Source organism: Streptomyces sp. ML-6, from assembly GCF_030116705.1.
Classification (GTDB): domain Bacteria; phylum Actinomycetota; class Actinomycetes; order Streptomycetales; family Streptomycetaceae; genus Streptomyces.
Genome location: NZ_JAOTIK010000001.1, coordinates 5,150,671 through 5,165,997 on the forward strand (window position 1 = coordinate 5,150,671; position 15,327 = coordinate 5,165,997).

20 protein-coding genes are annotated in these 15,327 nt (G+C 72.0%); 19 read left to right on the forward strand and 1 reads right to left on the reverse strand.

The window, feature by feature from the left end:
• Positions 1-160 precede the first annotated feature (160 nt).
• Entirely contained in the window at positions 161-430 is a 270-nt protein-coding gene (locus OCT49_RS23125) for a hypothetical protein (RefSeq protein WP_283853751.1), read from the reverse strand.
• 360 nt (positions 431-790) lie between these two features.
• On the opposite strand from OCT49_RS23125, the gene OCT49_RS23130 reads away from it, so the two are divergent.
• The 19 genes from OCT49_RS23130 to OCT49_RS23220 all read left to right on the forward strand — a co-directional run bounded on the left by OCT49_RS23130 (position 791) and on the right by OCT49_RS23220 (position 15,278).
• Positions 791-1,522, forward strand: coding sequence for an IclR family transcriptional regulator (locus tag OCT49_RS23130; protein ID WP_283853752.1), 732 nt, complete (start codon positions 791-793; stop codon positions 1,520-1,522).
• Between the two features lie 331 nt (positions 1,523-1,853).
• Positions 1,854-2,813 carry a helix-turn-helix transcriptional regulator gene (locus tag OCT49_RS23135; protein WP_283853753.1) on the forward strand — a complete coding sequence of 320 codons (960 nt, stop codon included), beginning with the start codon at positions 1,854-1,856 and terminating at the stop codon, positions 2,811-2,813.
• A gap of 219 nt (positions 2,814-3,032) precedes the next feature.
• Positions 3,033-4,028 carry a TauD/TfdA family dioxygenase gene (locus OCT49_RS23140; RefSeq protein WP_283853754.1) on the forward strand — a complete coding sequence of 332 codons (996 nt, stop codon included), beginning with the start codon at positions 3,033-3,035 and terminating at the stop codon, positions 4,026-4,028.
• A gap of 226 nt (positions 4,029-4,254) precedes the next feature.
• Positions 4,255-4,506, forward strand: a complete 252-nt coding sequence (locus tag OCT49_RS23145; RefSeq protein ID WP_148836714.1) for an acyl carrier protein — start codon at positions 4,255-4,257, stop codon at positions 4,504-4,506.
• Between the two features lie 47 nt (positions 4,507-4,553).
• Positions 4,554-5,801, forward strand: coding sequence for a beta-ketoacyl-[acyl-carrier-protein] synthase family protein (locus tag OCT49_RS23150; protein ID WP_283853755.1), 1,248 nt, complete (start codon positions 4,554-4,556; stop codon positions 5,799-5,801).
• Positions 5,798-6,937: a beta-ketoacyl synthase N-terminal-like domain-containing protein gene (locus OCT49_RS23155; protein WP_283853756.1), complete on the forward strand. Its 1,140-nt coding sequence runs from the start codon at positions 5,798-5,800 to the stop codon at positions 6,935-6,937. The genes OCT49_RS23150 and OCT49_RS23155 overlap by 4 nt, the downstream gene beginning before the upstream one ends.
• A complete protein-coding gene (locus tag OCT49_RS23160; RefSeq protein WP_283853757.1) occupies positions 6,934-7,881 on the forward strand; it encodes a beta-ketoacyl synthase N-terminal-like domain-containing protein in 948 nt (315 codons plus the stop codon). Before OCT49_RS23155 ends, OCT49_RS23160 begins: the two co-directional genes overlap by 4 nt.
• A complete protein-coding gene (locus OCT49_RS23165) occupies positions 7,878-8,801 on the forward strand; it encodes an alpha/beta fold hydrolase (RefSeq protein WP_283853758.1) in 924 nt (307 codons plus the stop codon). The genes OCT49_RS23160 and OCT49_RS23165 overlap by 4 nt, the downstream gene beginning before the upstream one ends.
• A complete protein-coding gene (locus OCT49_RS23170; RefSeq protein WP_283853759.1) occupies positions 8,798-9,802 on the forward strand; it encodes a hypothetical protein in 1,005 nt (334 codons plus the stop codon). Before OCT49_RS23165 ends, OCT49_RS23170 begins: the two co-directional genes overlap by 4 nt.
• Positions 9,799-10,125 (forward strand): hypothetical protein, encoded by a 327-nt coding sequence (locus OCT49_RS23175; RefSeq protein ID WP_283853760.1) that lies wholly within the window; start codon positions 9,799-9,801, stop codon positions 10,123-10,125. The genes OCT49_RS23170 and OCT49_RS23175 overlap by 4 nt, the downstream gene beginning before the upstream one ends.
• A gap of 1 nt (position 10,126) precedes the next feature.
• The gene (locus tag OCT49_RS23180; RefSeq protein ID WP_283853761.1) at positions 10,127-10,543 is read left to right on the forward strand and encodes a hypothetical protein; all 417 of its coding nucleotides are present in this window, start codon (positions 10,127-10,129) and stop codon (positions 10,541-10,543) included.
• A gap of 2 nt (positions 10,544-10,545) precedes the next feature.
• Complete coding sequence (locus OCT49_RS23185; RefSeq protein ID WP_283853762.1) at positions 10,546-10,977, forward strand: hypothetical protein; 432 nt, start codon at positions 10,546-10,548, stop codon at positions 10,975-10,977.
• 115 nt (positions 10,978-11,092) lie between these two features.
• A complete protein-coding gene (locus OCT49_RS23190) occupies positions 11,093-12,166 on the forward strand; it encodes a beta-ketoacyl synthase N-terminal-like domain-containing protein (protein ID WP_283853763.1) in 1,074 nt (357 codons plus the stop codon).
• A 72-nt stretch (positions 12,167-12,238) separates the two neighbouring features.
• Positions 12,239-12,499 (forward strand): acyl carrier protein, encoded by a 261-nt coding sequence (locus OCT49_RS23195; protein WP_283853764.1) that lies wholly within the window; start codon positions 12,239-12,241, stop codon positions 12,497-12,499.
• A complete protein-coding gene (locus OCT49_RS23200) occupies positions 12,496-12,927 on the forward strand; it encodes a 3-hydroxyacyl-ACP dehydratase FabZ family protein (RefSeq protein WP_283853765.1) in 432 nt (143 codons plus the stop codon). The genes OCT49_RS23195 and OCT49_RS23200 overlap by 4 nt, the downstream gene beginning before the upstream one ends.
• The gene (locus OCT49_RS23205; protein ID WP_148836725.1) at positions 12,924-13,406 is read left to right on the forward strand and encodes a 3-hydroxyacyl-ACP dehydratase FabZ family protein; all 483 of its coding nucleotides are present in this window, start codon (positions 12,924-12,926) and stop codon (positions 13,404-13,406) included. Before OCT49_RS23200 ends, OCT49_RS23205 begins: the two co-directional genes overlap by 4 nt.
• 63 nt (positions 13,407-13,469) lie before the next feature.
• Entirely contained in the window at positions 13,470-14,216 is a 747-nt protein-coding gene (fabG, locus tag OCT49_RS23210) for a 3-oxoacyl-[acyl-carrier-protein] reductase (RefSeq protein ID WP_283853766.1), read from the forward strand.
• Positions 14,217-14,289: 73 nt separating this feature from the next.
• Positions 14,290-14,997, forward strand: a complete 708-nt coding sequence (locus OCT49_RS23215; RefSeq protein WP_283853767.1) for a 2-hydroxychromene-2-carboxylate isomerase — start codon at positions 14,290-14,292, stop codon at positions 14,995-14,997.
• Between the two features lie 59 nt (positions 14,998-15,056).
• Positions 15,057-15,278 (forward strand): MbtH family protein, encoded by a 222-nt coding sequence (locus OCT49_RS23220; protein ID WP_148836728.1) that lies wholly within the window; start codon positions 15,057-15,059, stop codon positions 15,276-15,278.
• Positions 15,279-15,327 lie beyond the last annotated feature (49 nt).

Genomic DNA, 15,327 nt, shown 5'->3' on the forward strand with positions numbered 1-15,327 from the left:
CCGGCGGGTCGGGGGCAGCCCGGCGGGATCCGGGCGGCCCCGGGCCCGTCCGGTGCGCGGTGTCCACCGGGCGGGCGCCGGGTCCGTGGTCGTCGTTGTGTCCATGAGTGCCGGACGACCCGGCCCCCGGGCTCTCCGGCACTCATGGACACAGCGCTGATCAGTTCTCGCGTTCGGGCGGCAGCGAGGTGCTGTTCATGCCGTCGATGAAGGCCGCCAGCAGACTGGCCCACCGCATGCCCTGGTCGTCGGCGACGGAGAGGTCGCCCAGGCTGGTGGCGCGTTCCGCGAGCCACGGTTCCAGACAGGACGTGTTCACCGCCCGCGCGTACATCTGCGCGTCCGTCCAGTCCGGTTCCTCCCGCCGCGGCCGGGTCTGGAACTCCCCCTCCGACACCATCGCCAGATCGGGCGCAGTGTCATGACTCATGGTCTCCTCCTTTTCGAGCCGGTTCCCCCGCGGGTCGTAGCACACAGGATTGGAGAGATATCTATCCCTCCTCTATATTCCTGGCCCGGGAAGCACAGCGAGTGATCATTTGCCGGTCGTCTGGCAGCTTCCTGTAGGAGCCATTGCCGTGTGCTGTCCCGGGGGATTGCATGGTCGCCAGGTGCAGTGCTTTCCCTCTCGAAGCGAAGCCTCACTGACCGGCGGCCACCCCCCCCCGAATGCCGCCGGGGCACGAGGGTCCGGAGCCCTTTCGGCGGCCCCGGACCCTCCGGTCGAACTCTTCCTTCCGACGAGCTCTTCCGAAGAGCTCCTCCATGCCCGGAGAAAGGGGTTTCGGGAATGACCGCCTCAGCTCCCGAACGGACGCGACTGGTGAGCGGCGTCGGGGTCCTGGACAAGGCTTCCCTGTTGCTGGAGGTGATGGAGGTGGGGCCCGCCTCCCTCACGGAGCTGGTGGAGCGCACGGGACTGAAGCGCCCCACGGTGCACCGCCTGGCGACCGCCCTGGAGCGGCTGCGGCTGGTCACCCGGGACCGGCGCGGCAGGTTCGTGCTGGGGCCGCGGCTCGGCGACATGGCGGAGGAGGCCGGCCGGGACCGGCTCGTCGCCTCGGCCGGACCCGTACTGACCTCGCTGCGCGACCGGACCGGGGCCAGCGCCCGGCTCTACCGCCGCCACGGTGACCTGCGGGTCTGTGTGGCCGCCGTGGAGGGGAGCGGCCCGCCCGAGGACGTGCCGCTCGGGGCCGCCCTGCCGATGAAGTCCGGGGCCGCCGCCCAGGTGCTGGTGGCCTGGGAGACCCCGGAGAACCTCTACCTGAGCCTGCGCGGGGCGCGCTTCACGGCGGCCACCCTCACCTGTGTGCGCCGGCAGGGCTGGGCGCAGACCGTCGGCACGCGCGACTGGGAGACCGCCTCGGTGGCCGTTCCCGTGCGGGGCCCCGGCGGCCGGGTGGTGGCCGCGGTGTGCGTCTCGGGCCCCGTGGCCCGGCTCGGCAGGACCCCCGGACGGCGGCATGGTGCTGCCGTCGTCGACGCGGCGGTGCAGCTAGGTGCGGGACTCGTGCGTTGAAACCTCCTCCCGTGGCAGCTTCCTGTAGCCGCCATTGCCTCTCCCGGCCCGCACCGGATAGACATGGGGCATGAATTCGCACCGGCAGGCCATTGTCGGCGAATAACGTTGCGACCCACCCACTGCGGAACGATCCGGAAATGGGTGAGGTCCCGTCTCCCGCATTCTCGGGCCACTCGGGGATGCGGCGTGTCTCGAATCAGCGATTACGTGTTCTCCATTCGCTGACGAGGTCCTGTGCAGGGCGTGTTCGTGCACCTTCGGGGAGGCTCCATTCATGTACGGCTACGCGCCTTTGCAGTTTGATGATTTTTCACGGGGGCAGGCAGGAATGGAACGAGAGCGGGCCATAGGACTTGACCGGCAGACCGAGTTCGTCTACCGAATGCTGCTGCGCCGCCGCCGGTGGCGCATGTCGGAACTGTGCGGTGTCCTCGACGTGAGCGAGGAGTCGCTGGGCCGCATCATCGAGGGACTGCGCGAGGAAGGGCTCGTGGCGGCCTCGGCCGACGACGACCAGGCCATCCGGGCCGTCGAACCGTCCCTCGCCCTGCCGGCGCTCGCCACCCGCAGGTTCCAGGACGCCCAGGGCAGCGGGCTGCCCGGAGCGGTCGCGGTGGAGCGGCTGATCGCCCTGCACGAACGGGCCGCGGACCGGATCGCCGAACCGGTCGAGACCGGCAGTGTGGACGAGGCCTCGGCCCTCGTGGAGCGGCTGGCCACCACGGTGCGCCACGAGGTGGTCATGCTGGTGCCCGAACACTGCCCGGGCTCCTTCGAGTTCTCCCGGCACGTGGCCGACGCGGTACTGCGCCGCGACGCCGCGCTCCGCCAGGTGTGGGGCGCCTCCTTCCTCCACCTGCCCGCCGTCGTCGAGCACGCACGGTGGCTCGGCGGCCAGGGAGCGGCCCCCTGCACCCTCCCGCACGTCCCCACCCGCGCGGTCGTCATCGACGGCGCGGTGGGCGTCCTGTTCGACGAGAGCGGCGGCGCCCGGGTGCTGCGCGGCGGCACCGCGCTCGACTCCCTGAAGAAGCTCGCCCGCCGGCTGTGGGACAGCAGCATGGAGGTCCGCCAGGCGCTGTCCTCCGTCCCCGCCCAGCCGACCCGGCCGCGCCGCGAACAGATCCTGCGGCTGCTCGCCGACGGCCTCACCGACGACGCGATCGCCCGCCGCATCGGGGTCAGCGTGCGCACCGTGCGCAACGACGTCGCCTCCACCATGCTCGGACTCGACGCGCGCAGCCGCTTCCAGGCCGGCGTCCGCGCCGCCCAGATGGGACTGCTCTGAACGCCTGCCGGACCCTCCGGCCGAAGGCCCCCGACGGGCCCTGAGCGCAGGCCACCGGCCGCGCGCCCCCGTTCCCTCCCGACCCCCTTTCGAATCTTGCCAGTTGCTGCAACGCGAGCCCCACGGCGCCCACCGCTTGTCAGGCTGATGACGGCGCCGGACGGCTCGCCGGCAGCGCGGCCCCATTTCCCGAGCCACCTCCCGGAGACGAGGAGTTTCATGTCTGTCGACGTCGGAAACGTGCTGGACCGCAAGACCGGCATCGTGCTCACAGAGGAAGAGAAGACCGAGCTGGAGATAGTCGCCTCCCACGTCAGCGGAATCCAGCCGCGCGCGGTGGACGACCGGTTCTGGATCGATTCGGCCAGGGACCTCTCGGCACTCCTCCCGGTCAGGCTGCGGCAGACGCTGCGCCGGTTCGTGCGCGACCCCGGAGCCGACGCGATGCTGCTCCTGCGCAACCTCCCGGTGGCCCCCGAGTCCCTCCCGGACACGCCCGGCAAGGCCGGCTCCGTGCAGCGCACGAGCACCCTGCCCGCCTCCGTGCTCGCCCTCATCTCCCTCCAGCTCGGCGAGCTGATGGCCTTCCGGGAGGAGAAGGGCGGCGCCCTGGTGCAGGACGTGGTGCCGGTCCCGGGCATGGAGGACTTCCAGGGCAACGCGGGCGCGACCCAGCTGACCATGCACGTGGAGAACGCCTTCCACCCCCTGCGCCCCGACCTCGTCGGCCTGATGTGCCTGCGCAACGACCACGACAACGTCGCCGGCCTGCGGATCGCCTCCATCCGCAACGCCCTGCCGCTGCTCTCCGAGGAGACCCGCCGGGTGCTCCACGAGCCGCGCTTCGTCACCGCGCCCCCCGCCTCGTTCGGCGGCCTCCAGTCGCTGCCCGAGCCGCACGGAATCCTCAGCGGCGACCCGGAGGACCCCGACGTGAAGGTCGACTTCACCAGCACCGAGGCGCTGGACCCGGAGGCGGAGCGGGCGATGGCGGAGCTCGGCGAGGTGTTCGTCGAGGTGCGCAAGACCCTCATCCTGGAGCCCGGGGACCTCGCCTACGTCGACAACCGGCTGGCCCTGCACGGCCGTACCGCGTTCCGCCCCCGCTACGACGGCCGCGACCGCTGGCTCCAGCGCGCCTTCGTCCAGCTCGACCTGCGCCGCTCCCGGCCGCGCCGGGCGGGCGACGGGCACGTGCAGTCCAGCGCCGCCTGAGAGCCCCCGAAACGGCCGCCGGGAGCCCGCCGGGCCGCCCCGACCGGTTGCCCGGCAGGCTCCGGCCCCCGCCGGGCGGTCTCCGGCCCCCCGGCCTGCCGGGAGGTGCCGGTTTTCCAGGGCATTGCAACAAGGTGCACCGGATCTGCCCAAGTGCCATGGGATGCGCCAGTGTTGGCGCCGCCGGAGTTTTGGCAAGACATCACATCCGAACGAGGAGAACCAAGTGAGCACTGTCGTCGCCGAGCGCCAGGAAAAGATCAAGGACATCGTCTGCGACATCCTGGAGATCGAGCCCGAGGACGTCACGGAGACCAGCCTCTTCAAGGAGGACCACGACGCCGACTCGCTGCGCGCCATCGAGATCCTCGCGTCGCTGGAGAAGGAGTTCCACATCGAGATCGACCAGGCCGAGCTGGGCCGGATGGTCAACCTCAAGAGCGTCTACCAGGTCGTCTCCGACATAGCCGGCTGGTAATCCGAACCACCACACGACGGACCATCGAGACGGGTTGGGGAGATTTCATGACGTCGTTCTCCACGGACGAGCCGGACAGTGCGCAGAGAGTGGTCCTGAGCGGGTTCGGGGTGTTCTCCAGCATCGGTATCGGCGCGGACGCATTCGCCGAGGGGCTGCGGGCCGGGCGCAGTGGCGCCAAGCCCATCACCAGCTTCGACACCACCGGCTTCGCCTACGCCAACGGCTGCGAGGTCAGCGACTTCGACCCCGGCCGGTGGATCCGTAACCAGGAGCTCGAGCAGCTGGGCCGTGCCGCCCGGTTCTCGGTGGCCGCCGCCAGGATGGCCACCGAGGACGCCGGCCTGGCACCCGAGGAACTGCGCACCAGGCGCGGACTCATCTCGATCGGCACCACCGACGGGGAGTCCCGCGACCTCGACGGCCTGGTGGAGACCGAGATCCGCACCGGACCCCAGGACATGGACCCCACGGTCGCCCGGCGGGTCAGGGCCGGCCGGCTCTCCACGGCCATCGCCCACGAACTCGGCCTGACCGACGTGGAGGCCGTCACCATCCCCACCGCCTGCGCGGCGGGCAACTACGCCATCGGCTACGGCTACGACGCGGTGCGCGCCGGCGAGGTGGACTTCGCCCTGTGCGGCGGCGCCGACGCCCTGTGCCGCAAGACGTTCGCCGGCTTCTACCGGCTGGGCACCATCGCCCCCGAGCGCTGCCAGCCCTTCGACGCCGACCGCAAGGGCATCCTCACCGGTGAGGGCGCGGGCGTCCTGGTGCTGGAGAGCCTGGCCTCCGCACGGGCCCGCGGCGCCCGCATCTACGCCGAGGTCCTCGGCTACGGACTCAACTGCGACGCCCACCACCAGGTGGCGCCCAACGGGGCGAGCGTCGGCCGGGCCATGCGGCTCGCCCTCGACAACGCCGGCGTCAAGCCGGAGGAGGTCGACCTCATCTCGGCGCACGGCACCGGGACGAAGGCCAACGACGTCACCGAGGCCCAGGCCATCCGCGAGGTGTTCGGCGAGGCGCCCCGCACCGTCTCGATCAAGTCGATGATCGGGCACACCATGGGCGCCGCCAGCGCCCTGTCCGCGATCGCCTGCTCCCTGGCGATCGTCCACGGTTTCATTCCCCCGACCATCAACCACGTGCGCACCGACCCCGAGTGCGACGTGGACTGCGTACCCAACGAGGCGGTCGAGGCCGACCTCCGTGTCGTGCTCAACAACGGCTTGGCGTTCGGCGGGAACAACGCCGTCGTCGCCCTCGGGAAATACGAGGAGCAGGTGCGATGAGCTGGCTGGTCGGTGGAGTGGGCGCGGTCGCCGGAGTCGGCCGCGACCCCCGGGAACTCTTCGACGGTCTCTGCGCGGGCCGCAGCGCCCACGCCGAGCTGCGCGGCTTCGACCGTTCGCGGTACGCCGCCCGGTACGCGTACGAGATCGACGACCGGCCGGTGCCGGGCGCCGACGTGCCCGGCCGGGCCACCAAGTGGCTGCTGGAGGCGGTCGGGCAGGCCGCCCGGGACGCGGGCCTGGGCGAGGACCTCTCGGACGTGCCCGTCCTGATCGGCACGGGGCTGCGCGAGCTGCGTTCCGTGGAGCTGTGGTGGCGCGACGGCACCCCCATGGAGGCGGACCGGCTGCACTTCGACCGCGCCCTGCGGGAACGGTTCGACACGACGGCGACGTACACCTTCGCCAACGCCTGCTCGGCCTCCCTGTACGCGCTCGCGATGGGCACCGACCTGCTCGAACTCGGCGAGGCCGACACGGTGATCGCCGCCGGGGTGGACGTGCTCACCGAGAGCATGTACGGCCTGGTGGAACGGGTCCACCCGGTGCCGCCGGACCGGGTCAGGCCCTTCGACCGCGACCGCACGGGCGCGGTCATGGGGGACGGTGCCGCGGCCGTCGTGCTGCGGCGCGACGACGGGAACCGGCGCGGCAGGGCGCACGGACGGCTGCGCGCGGTCGGCCTGAACTGCGACGCGCACCACGCCACCGCGCCCGACGACGCCGGCATCGCCTCGGCGATCAGGCAGGCACACGACCTGGCCGGCATGAAGCCCAAGGACATCGACCTGGTGATGCTGCACGGCACCGGGACGCTCCTCAACGACGAGGCCGAGGCCACCGCCGTCGCCGAGGTCTTCGGACCGCACGTCGGCAGGCCGCTGATGACCGCGATCAAGTCGATGACCGGCCACACCTCGGGCGCGTCCGGACTGATCGGCATGATCACGGCGATGCGGGCGCTGGAGGAGGGGCGGGTACCGCCCACCCTCGGGCTCTCCCACCCGGTCGAGGAGGCCGCGGGATTCCGGTTCGTCACCGGTGAGGAAGCCGTCGGCGAGATGTCGGTGGCCCAGATCAATGCGTTCGGCTTCGGCGGCATCAACGCCGTCGCGGTCGTGGAGGCGGTCCGTTGAGCACGCTGGTTACCGGGATCGGCATCGCAGTCGCAGGTGTCGAGACCCCCGACGATCTGCTGCGGCCGAAGCCGGAGGGGAGCACCCCCGTCGAGCCGAGGGAACGGCTCGGCCGCAAGGGACTGCGCTACAAGGACCGGGCCACCCAGCTCGGTTACTGCGCGGCCCGCGACGCACTGCGCGAGGCCCGGCTCCTGGACGACGAGGACCGCGCCCCGCGGGGCGACCGGATCGCCGTCGTGGCCAGCTCCAACTACGGGAACCTGGACACGATCTGCCGGACCGTGGAGACCATCGCGGCCGACACCGCGTCCGCCGCGAGCCCGATGGACCTGCCCAACGCCTCCAGCAACGTGCTGGCCTCCTCGGTGGCGATCCGCTTCGGCCTGACCGGGCCCAACCTGATGCTGTGCAACGGGGAGACCTCGGGCACCGACGCGGTGCGCTGGGCGCTCGCCCTGCTCGGCTCGGGCCGCGCGGACCAGGTGCTCGTCCTGGGGGCCGAACCGGACACCGAACCGGCCCGCAGGCTGTCCGGGCTGGACACCGCCTTCGACGGCGCGGCGGCGCTGGTCCTGGAGACGCAGCGCACCGCGGCGTCCCGCGGGGCCCGGGCGCGGGCCGGCATCGACGGGCACGCCCGGGGCACGGACCTGTCGTCCTGCCTGGCCGCGCTCGGCGGTGAGGACGCCCGCGTCCCGGCGGCCTGGCAGGCACCGGACACCGCGCCCGCCGGCGCGGCCGGCCTCCTCGAAGGCGTACGGGACCTGGGACTGGCACAGCAGTGGCGCGGGGCGTCGGGCGCGCTGGGCGTGCTCCAGTGCGCGGCGTCGGCCGGCTGGTTCGCCGCGGGCGGCGCCGGTCCGGTGTACGCCGTGACCGGGGGCGGCGACACGGGCCCCGCCGCGGGCCTGGTCCTGGTGAGCCCCGGAGAGACGGGGTGAGCGGCGGCGAGGCCACGGCCACGCTGCCCGCCCACACCCCCGGCGCCCCGGCGCCCGCCCGGCCCGCCCCGGCCGGCGGCGCCGGGCGGCCGGTGATCCTGCACCGCCACCCGGCCCGGGGCCCCGTGCGCGGCCGGATGCTGCTCCTGCACGGCCTCGGCAACAGCGCGACCGTGTGGGACGGCTTCCTGGCCCACCGCCCGCAGGGCTACGAGGTGTGGTCGGCCGACCTGCCGTGGCGCGGTGCGGGGGTGGACGGCTGGCACCACGTGCCGGACGCCTCCCCGTGGCTGGCCGAAGCGCTGGCCGGGGTGGTGGGCGGCGCGGACGTGGTCGTCGCCCACTCCTTCTCCGCGATGCAGCTGATGTCCCTGATCGACCGCGAACTCGACGCGGGCGGCGACCCGTTCGCCCGCTACGGCATCCGCGGCATGGCGCTCGTCGCCCCGTTCTACCGGCGCAGCCCCGAGGACTTCACCTGGGAGGCCATGACGCGTTACCTGGACGACTTCGAGCGGATCATGGAAGAGGGCATCCGGGTCCACTCCGGTGGAAGGCTGGACCCGGACATCCAGCTGTCGATGGCCCGCCGCGTGTGCGACCGGGTCGGCCCGTACGGCTGGATGCGGTTCGTGGACAGCTATCTGCGCACCCCCTGGCTGCGGGCCGAACGGATCGACGTACCCGTCGTGGTCATCGGCGGTGAACACGATTTCGCGGTGGAGCCGGCCGAGGGACTGAACCTGGCGGCCGAACTCCCCGACGCACAGACCCACATCCTCGCCGACTGCGGGCACTTCCTCATGGCCGAGAGGCCCGAGGAGTTCTCCGCGGTGGTCGGCGACTTCGTCAGCACACTGTCCGCCAGGGCCGGCCGGTGCCGGCCCGGCGACCGAGCCTTTGGAGAGCCGGGCCGATGAGCGACGTGACCGAGACCCAGGTCAAGACCCTTCTGCAGACCCCGACCCGGGTGCAGCTGCGCCCGAGGTTCGAGGGTTCCAACATCTGCACCTGGATCGGCTTCAAGCACGACAACTACCTGGTCGAGGAAGCGATCCTGGAGCACTTCAGGTCCGCGGGCCTGTCCACGCGCAAGCTGTACGAGGAACTCGGCCTCGGGCTGGACTTCGTGGAGATGGACGTCCGCATCCTGAGCTCGCTGCACCTGGACGACCTGGTCACCGCCGACGTGGTGCCGGTCTTCAAGGAGGGCACGGACGGGCTGGCCTTCCGGGTCACGCTGAGCGTCGACCGCGACGGCGCGTCGGTGAAGGCGGTGACCGGCAAGGCGAAGGTGGCGCTGCGGATCGACACCACGTTCCCGCCCGAGCCGGTGCCGGCCCCGCTGGCCCCGCTCGCGGTCGAGCGCCTGGGCACCTCCGAGCCCGGCGCCGCGGCGGCCGTCGCCACGACCACGGACCTCTCCGAGGGCCACGGCACCAACGGGCCCGACCCGGTGCTGGAGCAGCTGACCGCGGGCAGGAACGCGTTCGGCTGGAAGTGGCGGATCCCGTACCCGTACTGCCACTTCACCGAGCGGCTCCAGATGTCCGGCTACCTGCGGCAGATGGAGGAGGTCGTGGACCTCTTCCTGGCCGACCGCGGGCTGTCGATCAAGACGCTCCTCGACGACCGCAAGTGGATCCCGGCCTGCTCGCACTCCCACATCAGGATCCTCGACGAGGCCCTCATGGAGGAGGACCTGTACGTGATCTACACGGTCGAGGAGGTCTTCAAGGACTTCCTCTACCGGTCCCGGTTCGACACGTACGTGGTGCGCGACGGCCACCTGGTGCAGACCGCCACGGGGCACGTCACGCACGGCTACGCCGTCATCGACAGCCGCACCGACTGGCACCTGGTGAACTTCGACGAGCCCGTGCTGCGGGCCCTGCGCGGCGAGTCGGCACCGGACGCATGAACCAGCACCTCCTCATCGAGACGCAGGGGCCCTGGGCCGGCCGGGAGTGCGCGTCCTTCGTGCGCGACGCCACGACCCTGGCCGGCGGCGGCCACCGCACCCGGCTCCTCCTCCTCCAGGAGGGGGTCCTGGGCGCGGTCCCCGGGGAGCTGCCGGAGCTGGAGGGCTACCTGGCGGCGGACGGGGAGCTGCTGGTCGACAGGTACTCGGTCGTACAACGCGGCCTGAAGAAGGAGCAGTTGGTGCCCGAGGCCCGGCTGGTGGACATGGACGAGATCGCCGGGAGCGTACTCGACCCGGTGGTGAAGGTGGTGTGGCACTGACATGGCCAGGGGCAGGAGGGGCATCCCGCACACCGACGTACTGGTCACCCTGATGGGTTCGCCGCACGGTTCCGACATGGTCACCAGCGTGCTGCGGCTCGTGGAGGAGATGCTGCGGCAGGACGCCGCCGTACAGGTCTGGGCGTGCGGTTACGCGACGATGCTCACCCAGGAGGGCCTGGGCGAGTCCAAGCCGCGCAACCTCGCGAACTGGTCCGGCGACTACCCGTCGACCCTCACCGTGATCCGCGGAATGCTCGCGGCGCACCCGGGCCGGCTGCACTGGTACGGCTGCCGGTTCTGCAGCGACGAGCGCGGCGCCGTGGCCCACATCCCCGAAGTCAGGCTGCGGGCGCCCTCCGCCTTCGCGGAGAACGTCGCAGCGGCGGACAAGACCCTGTTCGTGGGGGTGCTCTGACCATGACGACAACCCACACCACCGGCCCCGCGGCCGGTGCCACCGACAACGGCCGGGTCCTCGGCATCGTCGAACGCGCCCACCGCGGCGCGGTGGAGAAGCAGTTCTTCGACGTGCTGTACATGGCGGTCGAGCTCCACCGGCAGCTGGGCGGCATGGACATCCTGCTGCGCGGACCGGCCGTGACCTGCGCGGTGGGGGCGGCCGAGACCGGCCCCCTGCGGTTCGGCGACCGGGTGCTGGACACCCTGACCGACCCGCGCCACGACCTGCGGGTGCTGCTGGACGCCGGGGTGCGGATCTTCGTGCAGGAGGAGGACCTGACGGCCCTCGGATTCACCCCCGGCGACCTGTTCGACGAAGCCGTCCGCCCGGTGCCCGCCGCGGAGATGGCCGGGCGGTGGCCGGAGTACCGGATGGTGAGCTACCTGTGACCGCAGGGCACGCCCGGCCGTTCCCCGGCCGCCCCGTCCCCGGACCTCCCGCCGCCCAGGGCCCCCGCCCAGCCCCCGTAGTCGCCAGTCGCTCCAGCCAAGGAATGGACCTCTCATGACCAAGACTGTGATCTCCGCGTGGTCGGCCGTCTCGCCGTTCGGCATGGGCCGGGACGCCTTCGTGGGCGGATTCCACGACGGCCGGTCCACGGTCGCCCCGGTCGACCGCGAGCAGTGGCAGACGCCCGACGACGAGGTCTGCCTCGTCCCCGGCTTCAGCCCGGCCGCCGCCCTGGGCAAGAAGGGCACGCGCGCCATGGACCGGGCCACCGGCCTCGCGGTCTCGGCGGTGGGCCGGCTGATCGAGGAGTCGCCCTCCGACCCCGCCACCGTCACCGGTGAGGAGGTCGCGCTGGTCCTGGGCACCACCTCGGGCAGCGTGCAGAGCATGATGGACTTCACCCGCGGCGGCCTCGTCTCGGAGAAGCCCTACTTCGTCGACCCGGCGCGCTTCCCCAACGCGGTGATGAACTGCGCCGCCGGACAGTGCGCCATCTGGCACCAGCTCAAGGGCCCCAACACCACCATCGCCGGGGGCCGGGTCTCCGGGCTGCACGCCCTGAAGTACGCCCAGCGGCTGCTGAACGCGGACCGTGCCCGCACCGTGCTGTGCGGCGCCGTCGAGGAGTACGCCGACGCCCGTGCCTGGCTGGACCGGCACGCGCGCGGCGAGGACGAGCACGGCACCATCCACGGCGAGGGCTGCGTGATGCTCCAGATCGAGTCCGAGGGCTCGGCGCAGGGCACCCCGCTGGCGACCGTCCAGGCCGTCGAGGTGGGGGTCTTCGCGGGCGGCGGCGAGAACGCCGCCCCCGTGCTCGACACCTGCGTGCGCCGGGCGCTGGAGCGGTCCGGCACCGACCCGGCCGACGTGTGGATGGTCGCCCCGAGCGGCGCGCGCGGAGCCCTCGGCGACGCCGAACAGTCCGTCCTGGAGTCCCGGTTCGCCCCCACGGCGGTGAACCGCGTGTCGCAGCTGATCGGCGACACCGCCGGGGCGGCGGCCATGTTCCAGATGGCCGCGGTGCTGGCCGTCGCCGAGCGGGCCGAGGCCGCGGGCCGGACCGCGGTCGTCACCGCGGTGGACCGGGACGGCGAGGCGGGCTGCGCGGTGCTGCGACTGGGCTGACCGGTCTTGCGTACCGGTCTTCCGCACCGACAAGAACGTACGGCCAGAACAGCAACGAGAGAGGACACTCCCATGACATCCGCAGTGCAGGCACTGGACCTCGAGCAGCTCCGCGCGCTCATCGCCGAGGTGCTCGACGTCGAGGTCTCGGACATCGCCGACGACACGAACTTCGCCGACGACCTGGAGATCGACTCCCTGATGGCCCTGGAGGTCGTCGTGGTGCTGGAGAAGCGCTACCAGGTCAAGCTCCGCGAGGAGGAGCTCAAGCAGGTCACCTGCCTGAAGGCGGCTTACGACCTGCTGGAGCAGAAGCTGCGGACCTCGCAGTGACCGTCGCCGGACCCGTCGCCGGGTCCGTGACCGGGGTCTCCCCGGTCACGGCCGGCATCCGCGTCGTGCGCCCGGCGACGGCGGAGGAAGGGGGACGCCTGACGGCGGCCACCGTCTGCCGCGTCGACCCCGCCGAACAGATCTTCGCGGGCCACTACCCCGGCTTCCCCATCTTCCCCGGGGTCTGCGTCATCGAATGCGTACGCCGCAGCGCCCTGGCCACCGCGCCCGGCCCGGTCACGCTGGCCGCGGTGGAGTCCGCGCGCTTCCGCGGACCGGTGCTGCCCGGCGACGAACTGTCCATGGAACTCGTCTGGAAGCCCGACGGCCCCGAAGGACGGGACTGGCGGGTCACGGCGACCGCCCGCACCGACCGGGGCGACGCCGCGTCGATCCGGCTGGGCTTCAGAACGGGAGGCCGGCCGTGATCGGTACCGTCGAACTGCGCCGGCTGCTGCCGCACCGCTTCCCGATGCTGCTGGTGGACCGGGTCGACGAACTGGTGCCCGGCGAGCGACTGGTCGCCCGCAAGGCCGTCACCTGCAACGAACCCTGGTACGCCGCGCTCCCGCAGGACGCCGGGCCGCAGGACCACCACTACCCCGAGGTGCTGCTCGTGGAGTCGTGGTGCCAGGCGGCGGGCGTCCTGGCCACCTGGGACGACCCCAACCCGGACGTGCTGAACGGGCAGGTGATGCTGTTCGGCGGCGTCAGCGACGCCCGGTTCGAACGGCCCGTGTTCCCCGGTGACGTGGTGGAGCACCGGGTCCGGGTCTACCGGGTGCTGAGCGACACGATGATCTTCGAGGGCGAGTCGCTCGTGGACGGCGAAACGGTCATGACCGTCGCGAGGGCCACGATGGCGTTCCGCCCGGCGGAGCAGCTCCGCGCGGCCACCGGGACCTAGGGTCCTTCGTCCGCCGGTCACGACACCAGCGCCGGTCACGGTTATTCACAGAAGGAGAAACGGGTGGGAGACAAGCCGTCCCGCGTCGCGCTCGTCAGCGGCGGATCACGGGGCATCGGAAGAGCAGCGGTGCTGCGCCTGGCCCAGGACGGCCACGACGTGGCCTTCTGCTACCGGTCCGACGCCGAGGCCGCGCAGGCGCTGGAGAAGGAGGTGTCCGAACTGGGCGTGCGGGCCCTCGCGGTCCGTACCGACGTCACCGACGCCCAGGCGGTGCGCGACCTGACCGAGCGCACCGAGGACGAACTCGGACCGATCGACGTCCTCGTCACCTCGGCCGGCATCACCAGCGACAACCCGCTGCTGCTGATGACCGACGAGCAGTGGCACAACGTGCTGGACACCAACCTGGACGGCGTCTACCACGTCTGCCGGGCCGCCATCTTCGCGATGATGAAGCGGAAGTCCGGCTGCGTCGTCAACGTCTCGTCGGTCGCCGGGGTCTACGGCAACGCACGGCAGACCAACTACTCGGCGTCCAAGGCCGGCATCATCGGCTTCACCAAGGCCCTCGCCAAGGAGACCGGGCCGTACGGCATCCGCGCCAACGTCGTGGCGCCCGGCTTCATCGACACGGACATGACCTCCGCGCTCCAGGGCGGGGTCAAGGACCGGGCGCTGAAGTCGATCCCGCTGGGCCGGATGGGCCGGGCCGAGGAAGTCGCCGACCTCATCGCCTACCTGGCCTCCGACCGCGCCGCGTACATCACCGGTTCCGTCTTCCAGATCGACGGCGGAATCACCATCTAGTGCCATGACCGGCAACGCCCGCCCCAGGGGCCGGGCCTGCCGGGAGGGGTACCCAGCCACCGGAAGGACGGCCATGGCCAAGCGCGGCCCACGCTGGTACTTCAATTTCCGCAGCCCGTACTCCTGGCTGGCCCACCGGGACCTGGTGGACCGGCACGGCGACGTCGCCGACGCCGTCGAGTGGATCCCGTACTGGGACCCGGACCCGCGCAGCGAGAAGGCGCTGGCCGGGGCGGGCGGCTCGTTCCTCTACACCCCGATGTCGCGGGAGAAGCACTTCTACGTGCTGACCGACGTGCGCAGGCTCGCGGCCGACCGGGGCCTGACCGTGTCCTGGCCCGTCGACCGCGAACCCGTGTGGGAGGTCTCGCACCTCGCGTACTACCTGGCTGCGGACCGGGGCCTCGGGCCCCGGTACGTCGACCTCGTCTACCGCGCGCGCTTCCAGGACGGCAGGAACATCTCGGACCCCGAGGTGATCGCCGACGTGGCCGGGCGGATCGGCCTCGACCCGGCAGCGGCGGCTGCCGCGGCCGAGGACCCGGAGCTGCGGTCCCGGTCCACCGAGGCGCTCATGTCGGCCTACAAGGACGGGGTGTTCGGCCCGCCCTTCCTCATCGCGGGGCGCGAGAAGTTCTGGGGCCTGGACCGGCTCGACCGGTTCGCCGACGCCGTACGCGCCACCGCGCCGGCCCGGCCCGGAACGGTCGCGCCGGTGCCCGAAGAAGCCCTGTCGACCACCGCCTCGGGAGACCTGGGGCACGCCGGAGGCTGCGGCTGACGGTCCGCCGTCGAGCCGCGTACGAAACCACGAAGCACACGATCCGAGGAGAACACACGATGTCGACCAACCCGTTCGAGGACAAGGACGCCACCTACCTGGTGCTCGTCAACGACGAGGGCCAGCACTCGCTGTGGCCGGTCTTCGCCGAGGTGCCGGCCGGATGGACCGTCGCCCTCAAGGAGTCCAGCCACGACGACGCGCTCGCGTACATCGAGGAGAACTGGACCGACATGCGGCCCAAGAGCCTCGTCGCGGCGATGGAGAGCCCCGCCGCGTGACGGACCGTCCGCGCGGCGCCGTACCGGTGTGACGGAACCACGGCCGTCA